Source organism: Onishia taeanensis (genome assembly GCF_013349955.1).
Taxonomy (GTDB): Bacteria; Pseudomonadota; Gammaproteobacteria; order Pseudomonadales; family Halomonadaceae; genus Onishia; species Onishia taeanensis_B.
Map to the genome: position 1 here is coordinate 560,062 of NZ_JABVXC010000001.1, position 15,835 is coordinate 575,896.

Below are 15,835 nucleotides of genomic sequence, written 5' to 3' on the forward strand. Positions count from 1 at the left end.
AGTGCGGAGAATCAGCTCATCGTACCATCGCCGACCATGACTGTGGACAAGCCCCCGGGTACAATTAGCCGATCATGAAACAACGTCGATCCTCTTCATCACGCTCCCGCCACCAGGGCAAGGCTCAGGGCAACGGCTCGAAGGCCGGCCGCCGGAGCGCCGGCCGCCGGGACGCCGGCCGCCTGAGAATCATCGGCGGCGACTACCGCCGCCGCCAGTTGCCGGTACTCGACCACCCCGGCCTGCGCCCGACGCCGGACCGCGTCCGCGAGACCCTGTTCAACTGGCTGGCCAGCGCCACCGCCGGCGCACGGGTGCTGGACCTTTTCGCCGGTACCGGCGCGCTGGGCCTCGAGGCGCTGTCGCGCGGCGCCCGGGAGGCGCTGTTTATCGAACAGAGTGCCCCGGTCGCGAGGGCGCTGGAGGCTAACATCGCCACCTTGGGGGCCAATGGCCGCGTCATCAGCGCAGACGCCAAGGCTTTTCTCGGCGACACCTTGGGCGACAGGCCAGCCGGCGCCTTCGATCTGGTCTTTCTGGACCCCCCCTTCCGCCAGGATCTGGCCGAAGAGAGCTGTCGCCAGCTGGTCGACGGCGGACTTCTGGCCGCCGGCGCCTGGGTCTATCTGGAAGTCGAGGCGGAGCTGACGCCCAGCGTGCCGGCGGACTGGATGCTGCATCGAGAGGTGCGCGCCGGCGACAGCTGCGGACGGCTCTACCGTCTGCCCTAGACGACGCTTGCCGCGCCGCGCCACCCGTCGTACGCTGCGCCCTGACCATTACCCGTCTGCCAGTGAAGGTAGACTGTCATCAGGAGATACAGGATGAGCATCGAACTCTTCAATCAGCTCGAGCAGCAAGTCAACAACGCCGTCGAAGCGATCGAAATGCTGAAGATGGAAGCCGAGGAGCTGCGCGAGGAGAACACCCGTCTCAAGCAGGAACACGACGAGTGGGAGCAGCGCCTGAATGGCCTGCTGACCAAGTTCCAAGCCCTCGACACGGGCGACGGCAGCGACACCAACGCCTCCTGATCCATTGGCGTAAAGACGCTCAAGAAAGCACAAGGCGCCACCCTTTCGGGTGGCGCCTTAGTATGCATGTGATATGCATAGGGTATGCATGGCGTGGGCATGAATCGTCGGCTGTCGCCCAGGTGCCTCACCAACAGGTGCACAGGGTCAGTTGACGTAAAGCAACCTAGCCTAAAGCCAGGCCCATCAGCAGCGCATCCTCGCGCGGCGATGACGGCTCTGCAGCAGGGTAATAACCGCGACGTCGCCCTTCCTCGATGAAGCCAAGCGCAAGATAGAGCCCCAGCGCGGGGGCATTGCTCGCCCGGACCTCGAGCAGCAGCCGTTCACTGCCCCAGGCTGTCGCCGTGGTGATCAGCCGTTCGAGCAGCGCCCGAGCCACGCCCTGGCGGCGCGCCGCGGGTGCCACGGTGATCGCTTGAAGTTCGGCTTCGAAGGGCAAGCGGGCCAGAACGGCGAAGCCCAGAAGCGCATCGCCGTTGACCTTATGATCGCTCTTATTACCGCCCCTATCGCGCAACACCACCCCCACGACCTCATGATCTTCGGCGGCAAGGGCCTCGGCGAGCTGACGCGCCGTCCAGGGGTGCGACTGGCCGGCACGCTCCACGGCCAACACCGCCTCATGCCAGTCGGGCGTCAGCACCATAAGCAGAGGCTCGGGGTTCATGGCGCGCCAGTCCCTTGCTCGTCGGGCCTGCGCGCCTGGGCATCGCCCTGACCAACCTCGTGCTCGATGTTGCCCATGTTGTCTTGTCGCTGGGTGCCCTCCTGCACCGGTTCTCTATGCCAGGCCTCTGCCCACTGGCGCAGTAGCGGCCACAGGTCGCGCTTGGCCTCGGCATCGGTGGCCAACGCCTCGAGCGACGGCAGCTGCCAGGCGGGCAGCTCGAGCAGGGTGCAGTCGCCCCCCTCGAGGGCCAGCACCCGGGAAAGGGTGGCGTCTTCACCGAATACCAGCAGCCGCTCGGGCCGCCAGCCTTGGCGACGGCGACCGTCGAGGAAGGCTCGCAGACCATCGCGGGCCTCATCGAGGGGAGCCGAGACCGGCAGCTCGTCCATCATCGGCCAGCGGAAATGCTGGAAGGCCGGCATCTCGGCCGGGCGAATCCCGGCGGCACGCAGAAGATTGGCCAGCAGACGCCTGTGCATCTCGTTCGGCGGCGTCTCGGCGGGAAGCAGCAACAGCCAGCGTCCCTCGAGGGCGGCCAGCTGCAACGAGAAACGCAGCGCCTCGGCAGGCGTCGAACGGGTTGTTTGGTCCGCTGAGGCAGAAGGCGCATCGGCGCTGGCCTGATGAGAGTGGCGCTGATCAGAAAGGCCCTGCTGTGGCCGTGCCTCTTGAGAAGGCCGGGCGTTAGGGGGCGCTTCACTGCCCGAGCCCAGATGATCCTGGGGCGAGGCCTCGGCAGGTGCCTCCCCGGTCAGCAGCGCCCTCGCCCGACCGATGCCCTTAACCTCATCTTGGCCGGGTGGTGGCTCGGCAGGCGGCTGACCCGCCTGCGCACTCGCTCCGGCTGCCGGTGCGGGCCTTACAGGTGCGGCGACATCATCGATCAGGGCCTGTAGACGCGCGGCCGGCGCCTTGGCCGCAGGCGCCGCCGGCTCTTCCCAGGCGCAGGCCTCGGTAGGAGCCGCATTAGGCAGGCGATAGCGCCCGACCCAAGCGGTCAGGCCCATCGCCTCGAGATACTGCAGGCGCTGCGGTTCGTTCACGAGCGACCGCCACCCCGGCAATTAGGTGAGTCGGGGCGTGCTTCGCCACGGGTCTGCCACTCTTCATCGGTGTAGAGGTGCAGCGCCAGCGCATGCACCGGGCCTGCCAGCTCGTCCGCCAGCAGCGCGTAGATCATCTGATGACGCTTGACCGGCATCAAGCCGGCGAAGCGCTCGGACACCAGGGTGACCTTGAAGTGAGTCTCGGAGTTGGCTGGCACATTGTGCATGTGGCTCTCGTTCTCGACCGCCATATGGGTCGGTTCGAGGGTCTTAAGCGTGTCTTCGATGCGCGCCTGAACGCTCATGGTATTTCCTCCCGGGTCGCAAGCCTTGCATTGTAACGTCTTCGCCGCGCGCTGGATAAGGCTCGCTCAGGCCGGACGGCCACGTCTCGCCAGCGGCACGCGCCACAGACTGAGCATCAGCGCGACCACGACGCAGGCGCAGCACACCCAAAGCGCCAGTGACAGCGAACCGGCCGACAGCGCCAGCATCATCCCCACCATCGCAGTCCCCAGCGCCTGACCGAAGGTACGCACCGAGGCCAGCACGCCAGAGGCATTGGCGCTGTGCTCGAGCGCCACACTGCCGATCATTTCGCGGTTGTTGGGCGCCTGGAAGATGCCGTAGCCGATCCCGCACAGGGCCACGCGCCAGACGATGTCCGTGGCGTTCGCCGCCTCGCCGAGCATCGCCAGCGACAGCATGCCGAGCAGAAAGATCGAAAGCCCCAGCGATGAAATCAGCGTCGGGTTGAAGTGATCCGCCAGACGGCCGGCGAACGGACCGGTCAGCATCAACGCTAGTGGCCAGGGCGTGAACAGGAGCGCCGCGGCGATCGGGCTCAGGCCCATCCCACTCTGAAACAGAAAGGGCAAGCCGACAAACGAGGCCCCCTGGGCGATGAATGCCAACATCGAGATGATCGCCGCCACGCTGAAGCGCGGCTCGCGAAAGATCACAAGCGGCACCAGCGGGCTGATCGCCCGGCGCTGCCGCCAGACAAACAGCGCCAGGCAGCCCAGGCTAACCGCAAGCGGCAAGAGCATGGCGGTACTGGCATTGCCGTGGCCGGCCCGGTCGAGGGCAAACACGAAACCGCTGACCATGACCATGGACAACAGCGCACCGGGCCAGTCGAAACGCCCCGCTTCGCGCGCCTCGCGTGGGAGTGCCTGCAGCGCCAACACCAGCGCCGTGATACCGATCGGCACGTTGATGGCGAAGAGCCACGGCCAGCTCGCCAAGTAGAGGATGCCCCCACCAAGCGACGGCCCGAAGGCAATGCCGAACGCCACCACCAGCGCCCCGAGACCGATGGCCGATCCCAGCAGGCGCGAGGGAAAGATCACCCGATACATCGACGGGCCGATACTCAGCATGGCCGCCGCGCCGAGCCCTTGAACCATCCGCGAGGCCAGCAGCCATTCAATGCTATTCGACAGCGCACAAGCCAATGACGCCAGCGTGAACACGCCTAGCCCGCCGATATAGAGACGGTGACGGCCAATCAATCGGCTAAGTGCAGCAAACGCCAGCAGCGTCGAGGCACTCACCAACTGGTAGATATTGGTGATCCACACCGCGCGGGATTCGCTGATGTCGAGCTCACGGGCCAGGGTCGGCAACGCAATGTTGACGATGCCGCCGTCTAGCACCGCCATCAGGGTGCCCAACACCAAGACCAGCATCGCCAGGCGGCGCTGCGGGCCGGGTAAACCATCATCCTCGGGCCGGGTCTCGAACAATCGACTCATGGGCCATCTGCCATGCCAACAAGGTGGGTGGCGCACCGCCATGCGGGGCCAGAACGAAAAAACCGGCCGCGGCCGGTCTTCATCGAGACGAGGGACGAGGCGCCAAGCGCGCCTTTGATGCCGGCTAGTGCCGTCGGGTCCATGCGAAAGACTATGCTAAAGACCGTGCTAGCAAACCCAGCTCATACGCCCTGCTCGCAAGTGCTGCTGCTAGTTCTGGTGGCTAGTCCTGCTCGTGTTCGAGCAGCAAGTCGTCATCGATCTCGGCAACTTCCAGCGGTGCCTCGTCATCCAGGTCGACCGCCAGGTAGCTATGCTCGACGCACACGAAGCGCTGGAACAGCGCCCAGTCGAGGGTCTCGGGCCACTGGCGCCGGTCTTCCTCCCAGGCCTGGAGCTCGGATTCCAGGATTTCCAGATAGCGCTCGCGCACGAAGCCTTCGAGGGCTTCCGGCGAGTCCATCTCAGGAATCAGATAGACGGTATTCTCGCGATCGACGTCCTCGAGCGTCAGGTCGTCATCGCCTACCGTCGGTTCCAGCGAGTTGATCCAGTCCACGAACAGCTGGGTCGGCTTGACGCTCAAAGCGGAGCGGTTTAGCAGTTTCATTGGACTCTCCTCGACTTGCCTGCCACGACGGCGAAACGCAGCCCATTATGGGTGCTGTGACCGCGCGTTACCAACACTTCCCGGCGCGCTCGGCGAATCCGGGCTACCGAGGGCGGTCGACCGCCTCTACCGATGCCTCCCGGCGACCGGGCGGCATCGGAGCGAACCTCTTTTTTCAGGGATGAAAAAAGGAGCGCCCATGGAAGGGTGCACCGCGTGTTCGCGATGGTGCTATCCCCGGGCGGTTACTCCCCGGCCGATCATTCCACCTCGGGGCGCATCGCCGGGAACAGCAGTACGTCACGAATCGAGGCGCTGTCGGTAAACAGCATCACCAGGCGATCGATGCCGATGCCTTCGCCGGCGGTCGGCGGCAGGCCGTACTCGAGCGCACGCACGTAGTCGGCGTCATAGTACATGGCCTCCAGGTCTCCGGCGTCCTTCTCGGCGACCTGGGCCTTGAAGCGCTCGGCCTGATCCTCGGCGTCGTTGAGCTCCGAGAAACCGTTGGCGATCTCGCGCCCGCCGATAAAGAACTCGAAACGGTCGGTGACGAAGGGATCTTCGTCGTTGCGACGCGCCAAGGGGCTGACCTCGGCCGGGTAGGCGGTGATGAAGGTCGGCTGCTCGAGCTTCTCCTCGGCGACTTCCTCGAAGATCTCGGTGTGCAGCTTGCCAAGTCCCCAGCCTTCCTTGACCTCGATACCCAGACGCTTGGCCAGCGCGCTGGCGGCCTCGAGGCTGTCGAGGTCGGCATCCTGGATGCCCTCGCCGTGCTCGAGGATCGCCTGGCGCATGGTCAGGCGTTTGAAGGGCTTGTCCAGTTCGAAGGTGGTGCCCTGGTACTCGAGCGTGGTGGTGCCAAGCACTTCCTTCGCGGCGTTGCGGATCATTTCCTCGGTCAGGTCGAGCAGGTCAAGATAGTCCGCGTAGGCCCAGTAGAACTCGAGCATGGTGAACTCGGGATTATGCCGGGTAGACAGCCCCTCGTTACGGAAGTTGCGGTTGATCTCGAAGACCCGCTCGAAGCCGCCGACCACGAGACGCTTCAAGTAAAGCTCCGGCGCCACGCGCAGGAACATGTCGATATCCAGCGCATTGTGATGGGTTGTGAAGGGCCGCGCGGTGGCGCCACCGGGGATCGCCTGCAGCATCGGCGTCTCGACTTCCATGAAGCCGCGGGTCTCGAAGAAGCGACGGATCGAAGCGATGACGCCGGCCCGCACCTCGAAGGTACGCCGCGAGTCCTGATTCATGATCAGGTCGACGTAGCGCTGACGATAGCGGGCCTCCTGGTCGGTGAGGCCATGGAACTTGTCGGGCAGCGGGCGCAGGCTCTTGGTCAGGAGCCTGGCCTCGCGCATCATCACGTACAGATCGCCCTTACCGGACTTATGCACCGGACCGCGACCGGCAACGATATCGCCGATGTCCCAGCCCTTGATGTCATCGAGCACCTCGGCGGGCAGCCCCTTCTTGTCGACATAGAGCTGGATCTGAGCGGAGGAATCCTGGATGACGATAAAGGGACCGCGCTTGCGCATGATGCGCCCAGCCACGGCCGCCTGACGATCCAGCGTCTCGAGCTCGGCCTTGTCCTTGTCGCCAAGCTCGGCGTCGAGCGTGGCGGCCAGGCTGTCGCGGCGGAAGTCGTTGGGAAAGGCGCTCGCGCCAGTGCGCTGCGCATTCTCGCGGCGCTCGGCCAGCTTGGCGCGGCGCTCGGCGATCAGGTGATTCTCATCGGGCGAAGTGGGATCTTGATGGGCCATTACGCTACCTGAAATGTGATGGGCGACGGGGGTGACGAATGGGCAGCGTGGTGCTGCCCCTGTCGATCACAGCCCCTGCTTGAGACTGGCTTCGATGAACTGATCCAGATCCCCGTCGAGGACCTTCTCGCAGTTGCTGGACTGCACGCCGGTGCGCAGGTCCTTGATCCGCTGGTCGTCCAGTACGTAGGAACGGATCTGGCTGCCCCAGCCGATATCGGCCTTGGCTTCCTCGGCCTGCTGCTTGGCGGCATTGCGCTCCTGCATCTCACGCTCGTAGAGCCGGGCCTTGAGCATCTTCATGGCCTGGTCACGGTTGGCGTGCTGGCTGCGCTGGTTTTGGCAGGCCACCACGATACCGGTCGGCTCGTGGGTGATACGCACCGCCGAGTCGGTGGTGTTGACGTGCTGACCGCCGGCGCCACTGGAGCGATAGGTGTCGGTGCGCAGGTCCGAGGGATTGATATCGACCTCGAAGCTGTCATCGATCTCCGGTGATACGAACACCGAGGCGAAGGAGGTATGGCGACGGCCGCCGGAGTCGAACGGACTCTTGCGTACCAGGCGGTGCACGCCGGTTTCGGTGCGCAGCCAGCCGAAGGCGTGGTCGCCCTGGACGTGGATCGTCGCCGACTTGATGCCCGCTACATCACCCGCCGAGACCTCGATGATATCGGCCTTGAAGCCGTGATGTTCGGCCCAGCGCAGATACATGCGCAGCAGGATGTTACCCCAGTCCTGGGCCTCGGTGCCGCCGGAGCCGGCCTGGATATCGAGATAGGCGTTGTTCTCGTCCATCTCGCCGGAAAACATGCGACGGAATTCGAGCTTGGCGAGGCTCTCCTGCAGGCCGGCCAACTCACGGCTGACCTCATCGACGGTATCCTGGTCTTCTTCCATCTCAGCGAGCTCCAACAGGTCGCCGTTATCGGCCAGGCCCTGCTCGAGTGTTTCGATGGTTTGGACGACGGCTTCCAGCGAGGCCCGCTCCTTGCCAAGCTTCTGGGCATAGTCCGGATCGCTCCAGACGTTGGGGTCCTCGAGCTCGCGGGTCACTTCCTCTAGCCGATCTTTCTTCTCGGCATAGTCAAAGATACCCCCTCAGGACGTCTGTCCGTTCGGACAGGTCCTTGATCTGAGTATGAATCGGGTTGGTCTCTAGCATGGATACGCTGCCTGAGTTCTCTAACAAGTAAAGATCCCGGGACGTCAATGCGCACCGGGCGAAAAAGCGCTCCATTATAGCGAACCCCGCGGCACCCGGCCATCCCAACGCGGGGGCAAACGCAGCGACCCCGGCCGATGGCCGGGGTCGCTAGTCGCGGGTCGTAAGGCACTCGATCAGAAGCGGTAGTCCATCGACAGGGCGAACACGTCCGCCGATACATCATACTCGCCGGACAGGCTACCTTTCTGCGCATTTTCGGCTTTGCTGCCGTCCTGGTCGATATCGCCACCGTCCCCGAAGACACGCATATAGCCTGCGGTAACGCCGAAGTTCTCGGTGGCCTGATAGGTGGCACCCAGCGCTGCCCAGGTACGATCGGCATCCGGCACTCGTGGGGTGCGGTATTCGGCGCTCGGCACCGGCGTTTCGTCATAGCCGACACCGGTACGCAGCAGCCACTTGTCGGTCAGTGCATAGTTGGCGCCCACCGAGTAGGCCCAGGCGTCTTCCCAGTTTTCTGTCGTCGTGCTCGGATCACGGCCGTCTTCATAGGTGACCTTAAGCTCCTCGAAAGAGCTCCAGTCTGTCCAGCTGGCGTTGGCCATTAGCGCCAACCGCGGGGTCAGCTGGTGATAGATACCGATATTGGCATTGGCCGGCGTTGAGATGGAAGCACTGCCATCAGAACCGGTCACCTGACCACCCGCCACAGCTGCATTGGAAACGGGGTCAGTGCCGCGCACCTTGAGTTGCCCATCCAGGTCGAGATCGACTTCAGACCGATAGCTGAGTCCCAATCGGGTCTTGTCGGTAACCTGGAAAAGCGTGCCCAGGGTAAAGCCATAGCCCCAGTCATCGCCCTCGACGGTACCAATCACATCATTTCCACCAGGCGTCGCTACCGGGCTACCCTGTGCGGCCGCTCGCGAACCAAAGTCCACCGCGTTGGAAATGGTGGCATCGCCATATTCGGCGATCAGGCCCGCCGCCACCGACCAGCGATCGGTAACGCGAAAGTTGACCGTGGGCTGGATATCGATGGTGGTAAGCTCGGTCTCGATGGCGTGATAGCGGCCGATCCAGTCGTCGTCGTACTTGGTAGAAAGCCCATAGGGCGCGAAGACCGCCAGGCCCAGGTCGATGCGCTCGCTGGCCCGGGTCTTGATGGCGAAACTTGGCACCACGGCGTTCTCGCCGCCCTGGCGGGAGCCGCCCTGGTCATAGCTGACGGATGGCGCATTAGCAGGGCTGGCCGCGGCATCCTGTAGCTCGAAGTCGGCATTGATGGCGGCAACCCCAATGGAGACTTCGTTGCCGTCGATATTGCCAAGGGCGGCCGGGTTATAGGCCATGAAGCTGACATCTTCGGCCCCAGCAGCGGCGTTCGACAGGGCGTTGCCCAAGGTCTTGGCACTCTGTTCACGCACCTGGAAGCCGGCGGCGAAAGCCTGGCTGGCAACCAGACTGGCAGAGGCGATGGCAACGGCGATGGCGAGCTTGTTGGTCTTGTAATGCATCGTATGACGTCCTGTTCAGGAAAGGCTGGCGTGGCTGGTGTTCCTCACCCACATCAGGCGAGCTGATGCCTTACTTGTGGCGTAAAGTGCCGCCGGGATCAAGGACAAACGATCGTTTTAATCCCATATTTGCTAATACTTTAGCATCAATAAACGCATTCTCTTTGAACTTTCATAGGCTTATAAAACCTGCCCCGTCGCCCTGGCGACTGCCTCGCACCTCGCTTGACCTTTGTGTAACCCAAAGGTTTTACACTGAACTCGTTAACCGCTCGTCAGTGCCAGGAGAGGTACATGAAAGTCAGCGATCTGGCCAAGGCCGCCGGCGTGACCGCCGAAACGGTACGGCACTACACCCGTGAGGGCTTGCTGGCCCCGACCCGGGACCCTAACAACGGCTACCACTGCTTCGATGCACAGGATCTCGAGCGGCTGGCCTTCATTCAGCGTGCTCGCACCCTGGGATTCAGCATCAAGGAAGTCCGCGACATCCTGGCCCACGCCGACCACGGCGACTCGCCCTGCCCACTGGTGCGCGACCTGCTGGCCCAGCGCTTGCCGGAAATTCGTGAGCGCATTCGTGAACTCGAGGCCCTGGCCGCCCGCATGGAAGAAGCGCTGGATGCCTGGGCCGACATGCCCGATGGCACCCCGGACGGCCACAGCCTATGTCGGCTGATCGAAAGCCTGCCCGCCCCATCCACCGACAAGGCGGGACTCGCCACCGCCAAGGAGGAGGCATGACCCAGCGCAACCAGCCGACAACAACGGCACGCCAGATCCCCGGCATGAACTGCCAGGGCTGCGTCTCGACCATGCGCCAGGCCATCCAGGCCGAGGACCCGGACGCCGAGGTCAGCGGCGAACCCAGCGAAAAGCGCCTCGAGGTCACGACTCGCCTCGATGGCAATCGAGTGGATGCGCTGCTCGAGGAAGCCGGTTACCCCGCCGATGAATCTCCGGGCACGGCCCGTCAGTCGGATGACACCAAAACCGCAGCGCCGCCGGCAGATACCACGCCAGAGACACAGCAAGCGCCAGGGCCGGAGGCGTCCGCAGCAAGTGATCAGCCTGCATCCGGCAAATCCGGCAGCGTGCGCCTATCGCTATCCGGCATGACCTGCGCCAGCTGCGTGAAGAGCGTGCAGCAGGCGCTCGAGCGCACCCCGGGAGTCATTGGCGCCGAGGTCAACTTCGCCAGCCACACCGCCCAGGTGCGTGGCAGCGCCAGCGCCCAGTCCCTTGTCGAGGCCGTGGAGAGCGCGGGCTACGGCGCCTCACCCATCGAGGACCTGCGCCAGGCCGAGGCACGGCGCGTCGAAAACGATCAACAGGCGTACCGGCAGCGCCGGCGCGGCAGCCTGGTGGCGTTGGCCCTGGCGGCACCACTGATGGTCGCCATGTTCTTCCATCACCCGGTCCTTAGCGGCGCCGAGCGGGGTGTCTGGGCACTGATCGGGCTCGCGACGCTGGGTGTGCTGGCAGGGCCCGGGCGGCACTTCTTCGTCAGTGCCGCCAAGGCGCTGCGCCACCATGAAGCCAACATGGACACCCTGGTGGCCATGGGCACCGGCACCGCCTGGCTGTATTCGATGACGGTGGTTGCCTTCGCCCCCTGGCTGCCCGAGGCGGCCCACAACCTCTACTTCGAGGCCTCGATCATGATTGTCGGCCTGATCCTGGCCGGCAACGCCCTGGAACTCCGGGCCCGAGGCCGCACCAGCGAGGCCCTGGGCCGACTGCTCGACCTGCAGTCCAGCACGGCTCGGGTGATCCGCGATGGCGAGGAAGTCGACATCGACATCGATGCCGTGCGCGAAGGCGACCGCCTTCGCGTGCGCCCCGGCGAACGCCTGCCGGTGGACGGCGAGGTCGAGGACGGCGAGAGCCACGTCGATGAATCCATGCTCACCGGCGAGCCACAGGAAGTCGCCAAGTCGGTGGGTGATGAGGTCAGCGCCGGCACCGTCAACGGTCGCGGCAGCCTGATCTATCGCGCCACCCGGGTCGGCGCCGACACCCGCCTCGGCCGCATCACCGATCAGGTGGCCCGCGCTCAGGGCTCGCGCCCGCCGATCGGCGCCCTGGCCGACCGGGTCGCCGGCGTCTTCGTGCCCACGGTGATGATCATCGCCGTCGCCACGGCCCTGGCCTGGTTCAACCTGGGCCCCGAGCCCCGGGTGCTGCATATGCTGATCACCGCCACTGCCGTGCTGATCATCGCCTGCCCCTGCGCCCTGGGGCTCGCCACGCCGCTCTCGACCATGATCGGGGTCGGCAAGGCCGCCGAGCACGGCGTCCTGATCAGAAACGGCGAGGCGCTGCAGCTGGCCAGCCGTCTGACCACCCTGGTGGTCGACAAGACCGGCACCCTCACAGAGGGCAAGCCCCGCGTCACCGACGCCCACTTTTTTTCTGACACGGGCCTCGATGCCCGGGGCAATGAGTCCGAGAACGACGAGCTCCAGCGCAGTGAGTCTCAGGCGCTGAGTTTGGTCGCGGGCCTCGAGCAGGGATCCGAGCATCCGATGGCCGCCGCGTTACTGGCCCACGCTGACGAGGCCGGCGTGCGCCCACAGGCGGTCAAGGACTTCACCAGCGTCACCGGCGGCGGGCTCAAGGCCACCAGCGAGCAGGGCCAGGCCCTGCTGCTCGGCAATGCCCGGCTACTCGAGGATGAAGGCATCGACCTGGCACCTGGCCAGGCGAGGGTCGAGCAGCTCGAAGACCAGGCCCGCACCGTCGTGCAACTGGCTGTCGATGGTCGACTCATCGCGGTATTCGGTATCAGCGACCCGCTGCGCGAGGACAGCCGGGCGGCCGTTGCCCGCCTGCAGGCGGATGGGCTCAAGGTAGTGATGCTGACCGGTGATAATGCCCATACCGCCGAGGCCATCGGCCGCGAGGTGGGTATTGACGAGGTGCGCGCCGGACTCCTGCCCGAGGACAAGCATGCCGAGATAAAGCGCCGCCAGGACGCCGGCGAAGTAGTCGGGATGGTCGGCGATGGCATCAACGACGCCCCGGCACTGGCACAGGCCAGCGTCGGTTTCGCGATCGCTCAAGGCACCGACGTGGCCATCGAAAGCGCCGGTATCACCCTGATGCGAAGCTCGCTTGCCGGCGTGGCCGATGCCATCGAGATCAGCCGCGCGACCCTTGCCAACATCAAGCAGAACCTGTGGGGAGCCTTTGGCTACAACAGCCTGTGCATTCCGATCGCCGCGGGCGTGCTCTATCCCGCGACCGGCTGGCTGCTATCGCCGATGATTGCCGCGGCGGCGATGTCGCTGTCTTCGGTCACGGTGGTCGCCAACGCCAACCGCCTGCGCCGCTTCCGGCCGTCCGCAGAGGCAGCAGCGGCTTCGCAAGCAACCTCAGGCCCCGACACCCAATCCCAGGAGGTGCGCTCATGACGCTACTCGTGAATCTTGGTGGCATCGCCCTGATCGGCGCCATCGTCTGGTGGTTCTGGCTCGGTGCCTAATCAAGTACTTAGACCAAGTACTTAGGTCAAGCACTTAGGTCGAATGCTTAACCGATCCCAGGCGCCCGCTCAGCTCACTCCGATATAGCGCCCGGGCTTGTGGTTGAGGGCGATGATCAGGTTCATGATGACCGCCCCCAGCACCGACAGCGCGATGCCGTTGGGCTCGAGCACCAGGAAGGACAGGCCCAGGATCAGCATATCCACGCCGAGCTGCACAAGGCCCGCACGCCAGCCGAAGCGCTCCTGCAGATAGAGCGCGAGGATATTGATACCGCCGAGGCTGGTGCGGTGACGAATCAGCACCAGCAGACCGATCCCCAGCAGGCTGCCACCGATCACTGCCGCATAGACGGGGTTCAGCGACGCGATATCGACCCAGCCAGGCGTCAGAAAAGCAAAGAGCGACAGCAGCGCCGTGGCGATGAAGGTGCGCAGGGTGAAGGACCAGCCCATGCGCTTGATCGCCAGATAGTAGAAGGGAAGGTTGATCACAAAGAACATGCCGCCGAAGCCGAGCCCGGTGACGTACTGAGCGAGCAGCGCCAGGCCGGCGGTACTGCCGGCGAGCAGCATGGCCTGGGAGTAGAAGGTCACTCCGAGCGCCACCAGCAGGGTGCCAAGCAGCATAGCCAGGACGTCTTCGTGGGGCCGATGAGGGTCCTGGGGCAGGTCCTCAGCCTCGACGTCTTCCAGCTCGGGGCGCACATTCTCAGCGCTCTCCCCCGCATCGTGGCTTGCCTGCGCGGCGTCGTCTTGCGGCGCGGCCGCAATCTTTTCGTCGTCCTTCGGGCGTTGAGATTCGCTACGCTTATCGCTCATTGGCGGCCTCCTCGGCCAGGTCATCCAACTGGAACAGGGTCGAATCAGGCCTGGCTCAGCGGCTCGGCGTGCTCGACCATCAATTGCAGCGACTCGCGGCCCTTCCAGCGGTTGCGGTTGAGCTTGAAGGCGCAGCGCAGCCGGTCGCCGAGCCCGAAGGCCGGCACCTCGCCCGGCGTCAGGGCGCGGAACCAGATCGCCCGCACCGTGGTGCGGCCATGGCCGAGCTCCAGCATCAGGTGGCTACCGTCAGCGCCCACCGGGCGCAGCGCCTCGACGAGGAAGTCGCCCTCGAACAGCGGCGCCTCGAACTCGCGGCCGAAGGGCGCGAGGGCCGCCAGCTCATCAAGCGTCGCAAGCGACAGCTGTTCCGGGGACAAGGCACCGTCGGTGTAGACGCAGGGATAGAGTTCACGCTCGCCCAACTGCTCGCCCACCGCCTGCCAGATCGCCCGGCGGAAGTCGTCGAGTCGCTCCCTGGGCAGGCCGATACCGGCGGCTCCACGGTGGCCGCCGAAGCGCGGCAACGCTTCCGGGGCCAGGTCGTGGGCGCGCTGCAGGGCGTCACGCAGGTGCAGGCCCTCGATGGAGCGCCCGGAACCGGTCAGCATGCCGGCGGTCGCCGCCGGGGTCAGCACCAGCGCCGGGCGGCCGAAGGCCTGAACCAGCCGTGACGCGACGATGCCCTGCACCCCGGCGTGGCCGGTCTCCAGGAACACCACCAGCGCCGGCACACCATCGGCAAGCTGAGCGCTAGCCAACACCTTGGCCTCCTCGGCCATCTCGGCCTCGATGGCCTTGCGGGACTGATTGTCCTGATCCAGCACCTCGAGGTGACGCGCCGCCGTGCCATCGTCGGCGGCCAGCATGAAGTGCAACGCCGCATAGGGGTCATCGAGGCGCGAACGGGCATTGATGCGCGGCCCCATCTGAAAGGCCAGGGTCTCGGCGTCGAAGGGCACGCTATCCGGGCCCAGCCGAGCGGCCATGGTCCGCCAGCAGGCGGCCTCCATGCGGTTGATCAGCGTCAGGCCATGATTGACCACGGCGCGGTTGGCGACGCTGCCGCCCAGCGACACACAGTCGGCGACGGTGCCCAGCGCCACGTAGGAGAGCCAGGGCGAGAGCTTGGGGGTCGAGGACGACAGTGCGCCCCAGTCGATCAGCACCTGCCGGGCCAGTGACATGGTCAGCCAGGCCACCATGCAGCCGGCAATGGTCGGGTCCGGGTAATCGCAGTCGTCCCGGGTCGGGTTTACGGTGGCATAGGCCGAGGCCGGCGGCCCCTCCTCGGGCAGCGCATGGTGGTCGGTCACCACCACCTCGAGCCCCGCCTCCTTGAGCCTGGCGATGCGCGGCTCGTCGGAGCTGCCGCAGTCGGCGGTGATCACAAGCCTCGGGCCCGGCGACAGGCGCAGGGTGCGCTCGACCAGCGGCAGGCTGATGCCGTAGCCATCGTTGATGCGGTGGCCGATCAGGCTGTGCAGGCGCGACTCCGGCACCCCGAACAGCTCGTTGAGCGTGCGCCGGATCACCACATGTGAGGTGATACCGTCGACGTCATAGTCGGTAAGAATGCCGATATGCTCGCCCTCGACCACCGCCTGGGCGATGCGCTCGGCAGCGCGGCGGGCATCCTTGAGCCGCTCGGGATGGGTCAGATGGCGAAGGCTGGGCGTCACCAGGGGGGCAATGTCGCCCCGGTAGCCAGGGAGCCGCCCAGCCAGCACCCGCGCCTGCAGCTCGGTTAGGCCCTCGGCCTGGGCGCGGGCATAGAGCGCCTCGTCACGCTGGCGCGGCTCGATGCGCGGGGTGAGCGAAGCGGCAAGGACGGTTGAAAGCGAGGCGGGTTCCACGGCGGCTCCTCAAGAAAGGCAGGATGTAGGGACGAAAAACGCCCGGCGAACCGGGCGTCATGACGGCTTGGCAGCGCTGGGCTAAACCAGGTATGG

14 protein-coding genes are annotated in these 15,835 nt (G+C 65.4%); 4 read left to right on the plus strand and 10 right to left on the minus strand.

Annotation, left to right across the window (positions count from 1 at the left end; translation table 11 throughout):
* Positions 1-74: 74 nt before the first annotated feature.
* Both rsmD and HUS66_RS02520 read left to right on the plus strand, forming a co-directional pair.
* Positions 75-731, plus strand: coding sequence for a 16S rRNA (guanine(966)-N(2))-methyltransferase RsmD (gene rsmD, locus HUS66_RS02515; protein ID WP_175069377.1), 657 nt, complete (start codon positions 75-77; stop codon positions 729-731).
* A 93-nt stretch (positions 732-824) separates the two neighbouring features.
* Positions 825-1,034: a cell division protein ZapB gene (locus HUS66_RS02520; RefSeq protein ID WP_092522866.1), complete on the plus strand. Its 210-nt coding sequence runs from the start codon at positions 825-827 to the stop codon at positions 1,032-1,034.
* Positions 1,035-1,200: 166 nt separating this feature from the next.
* On the opposite strand, the gene rimI is transcribed toward HUS66_RS02520, so the two are convergent.
* The 8 genes from rimI to HUS66_RS02560 all read right to left on the minus strand — a co-directional run bounded on the left by rimI (position 1,201) and on the right by HUS66_RS02560 (position 9,574).
* Entirely contained in the window at positions 1,201-1,704 is a 504-nt protein-coding gene (gene rimI / locus HUS66_RS02525; protein WP_254628648.1) for a ribosomal protein S18-alanine N-acetyltransferase, read from the minus strand.
* Positions 1,701-2,750 carry a hypothetical protein gene (locus tag HUS66_RS02530; RefSeq protein ID WP_175069378.1) on the minus strand — a complete coding sequence of 350 codons (1,050 nt, stop codon included), beginning with the start codon at positions 2,748-2,750 and terminating at the stop codon, positions 1,701-1,703. The genes rimI and HUS66_RS02530 overlap by 4 nt, the downstream gene beginning before the upstream one ends.
* Positions 2,747-3,058 (minus strand): BolA family protein, encoded by a 312-nt coding sequence (locus HUS66_RS02535; RefSeq protein ID WP_175069379.1) that lies wholly within the window; start codon positions 3,056-3,058, stop codon positions 2,747-2,749. The genes HUS66_RS02530 and HUS66_RS02535 overlap by 4 nt, the downstream gene beginning before the upstream one ends.
* 66 nt (positions 3,059-3,124) lie before the next feature.
* On the minus strand, positions 3,125-4,510 hold the full coding sequence (locus HUS66_RS02540; RefSeq protein ID WP_175069380.1) for an MFS transporter: 1,386 nt from the start codon (positions 4,508-4,510) through the stop codon (positions 3,125-3,127).
* A gap of 223 nt (positions 4,511-4,733) precedes the next feature.
* Positions 4,734-5,120: a hypothetical protein gene (locus HUS66_RS02545; protein WP_092522858.1), complete on the minus strand. Its 387-nt coding sequence runs from the start codon at positions 5,118-5,120 to the stop codon at positions 4,734-4,736.
* A 260-nt stretch (positions 5,121-5,380) separates the two neighbouring features.
* Positions 5,381-6,889: a lysine--tRNA ligase gene (gene lysS / locus HUS66_RS02550; RefSeq protein ID WP_175069381.1), complete on the minus strand. Its 1,509-nt coding sequence runs from the start codon at positions 6,887-6,889 to the stop codon at positions 5,381-5,383.
* A gap of 66 nt (positions 6,890-6,955) precedes the next feature.
* Positions 6,956-8,054, minus strand: a protein-coding gene (gene prfB / locus HUS66_RS02555; protein WP_139172528.1) for a peptide chain release factor 2 whose coding sequence is annotated in 2 segments (ribosomal slippage) — positions 6,956-7,978 and positions 7,980-8,054 — 1,098 coding nt in all. Because the reading frame shifts where the segments join, the coding sequence is not laid out codon by codon here.
* A 176-nt stretch (positions 8,055-8,230) separates the two neighbouring features.
* Positions 8,231-9,574 carry an OmpP1/FadL family transporter gene (locus tag HUS66_RS02560; protein ID WP_175069382.1) on the minus strand — a complete coding sequence of 448 codons (1,344 nt, stop codon included), beginning with the start codon at positions 9,572-9,574 and terminating at the stop codon, positions 8,231-8,233.
* 294 nt (positions 9,575-9,868) lie between these two features.
* Here HUS66_RS02560 and HUS66_RS02565 point away from each other — a divergent pair, with 294 nt between their 5' ends.
* A complete protein-coding gene (locus HUS66_RS02565; protein WP_175069383.1) occupies positions 9,869-10,318 on the plus strand; it encodes a MerR family transcriptional regulator in 450 nt (149 codons plus the stop codon).
* Positions 10,315-12,990, plus strand: coding sequence for a heavy metal translocating P-type ATPase (locus HUS66_RS02570; RefSeq protein ID WP_175069384.1), 2,676 nt, complete (start codon positions 10,315-10,317; stop codon positions 12,988-12,990). The genes HUS66_RS02565 and HUS66_RS02570 overlap by 4 nt, the downstream gene beginning before the upstream one ends.
* Positions 12,991-13,130: 140 nt before the next feature.
* Here HUS66_RS02570 and HUS66_RS02575 read toward each other — a convergent pair whose 3' ends face one another.
* Both HUS66_RS02575 and recJ read right to left on the minus strand, forming a co-directional pair.
* Positions 13,131-13,691, minus strand: a complete 561-nt coding sequence (locus HUS66_RS02575; protein WP_254628665.1) for a YitT family protein — start codon at positions 13,689-13,691, stop codon at positions 13,131-13,133.
* 236 nt (positions 13,692-13,927) lie between these two features.
* Positions 13,928-15,739 (minus strand): single-stranded-DNA-specific exonuclease RecJ, encoded by a 1,812-nt coding sequence (recJ, locus tag HUS66_RS02580; RefSeq protein WP_175069386.1) that lies wholly within the window; start codon positions 15,737-15,739, stop codon positions 13,928-13,930.
* Between the last annotated feature and the right edge of the window lie 96 nt (positions 15,740-15,835).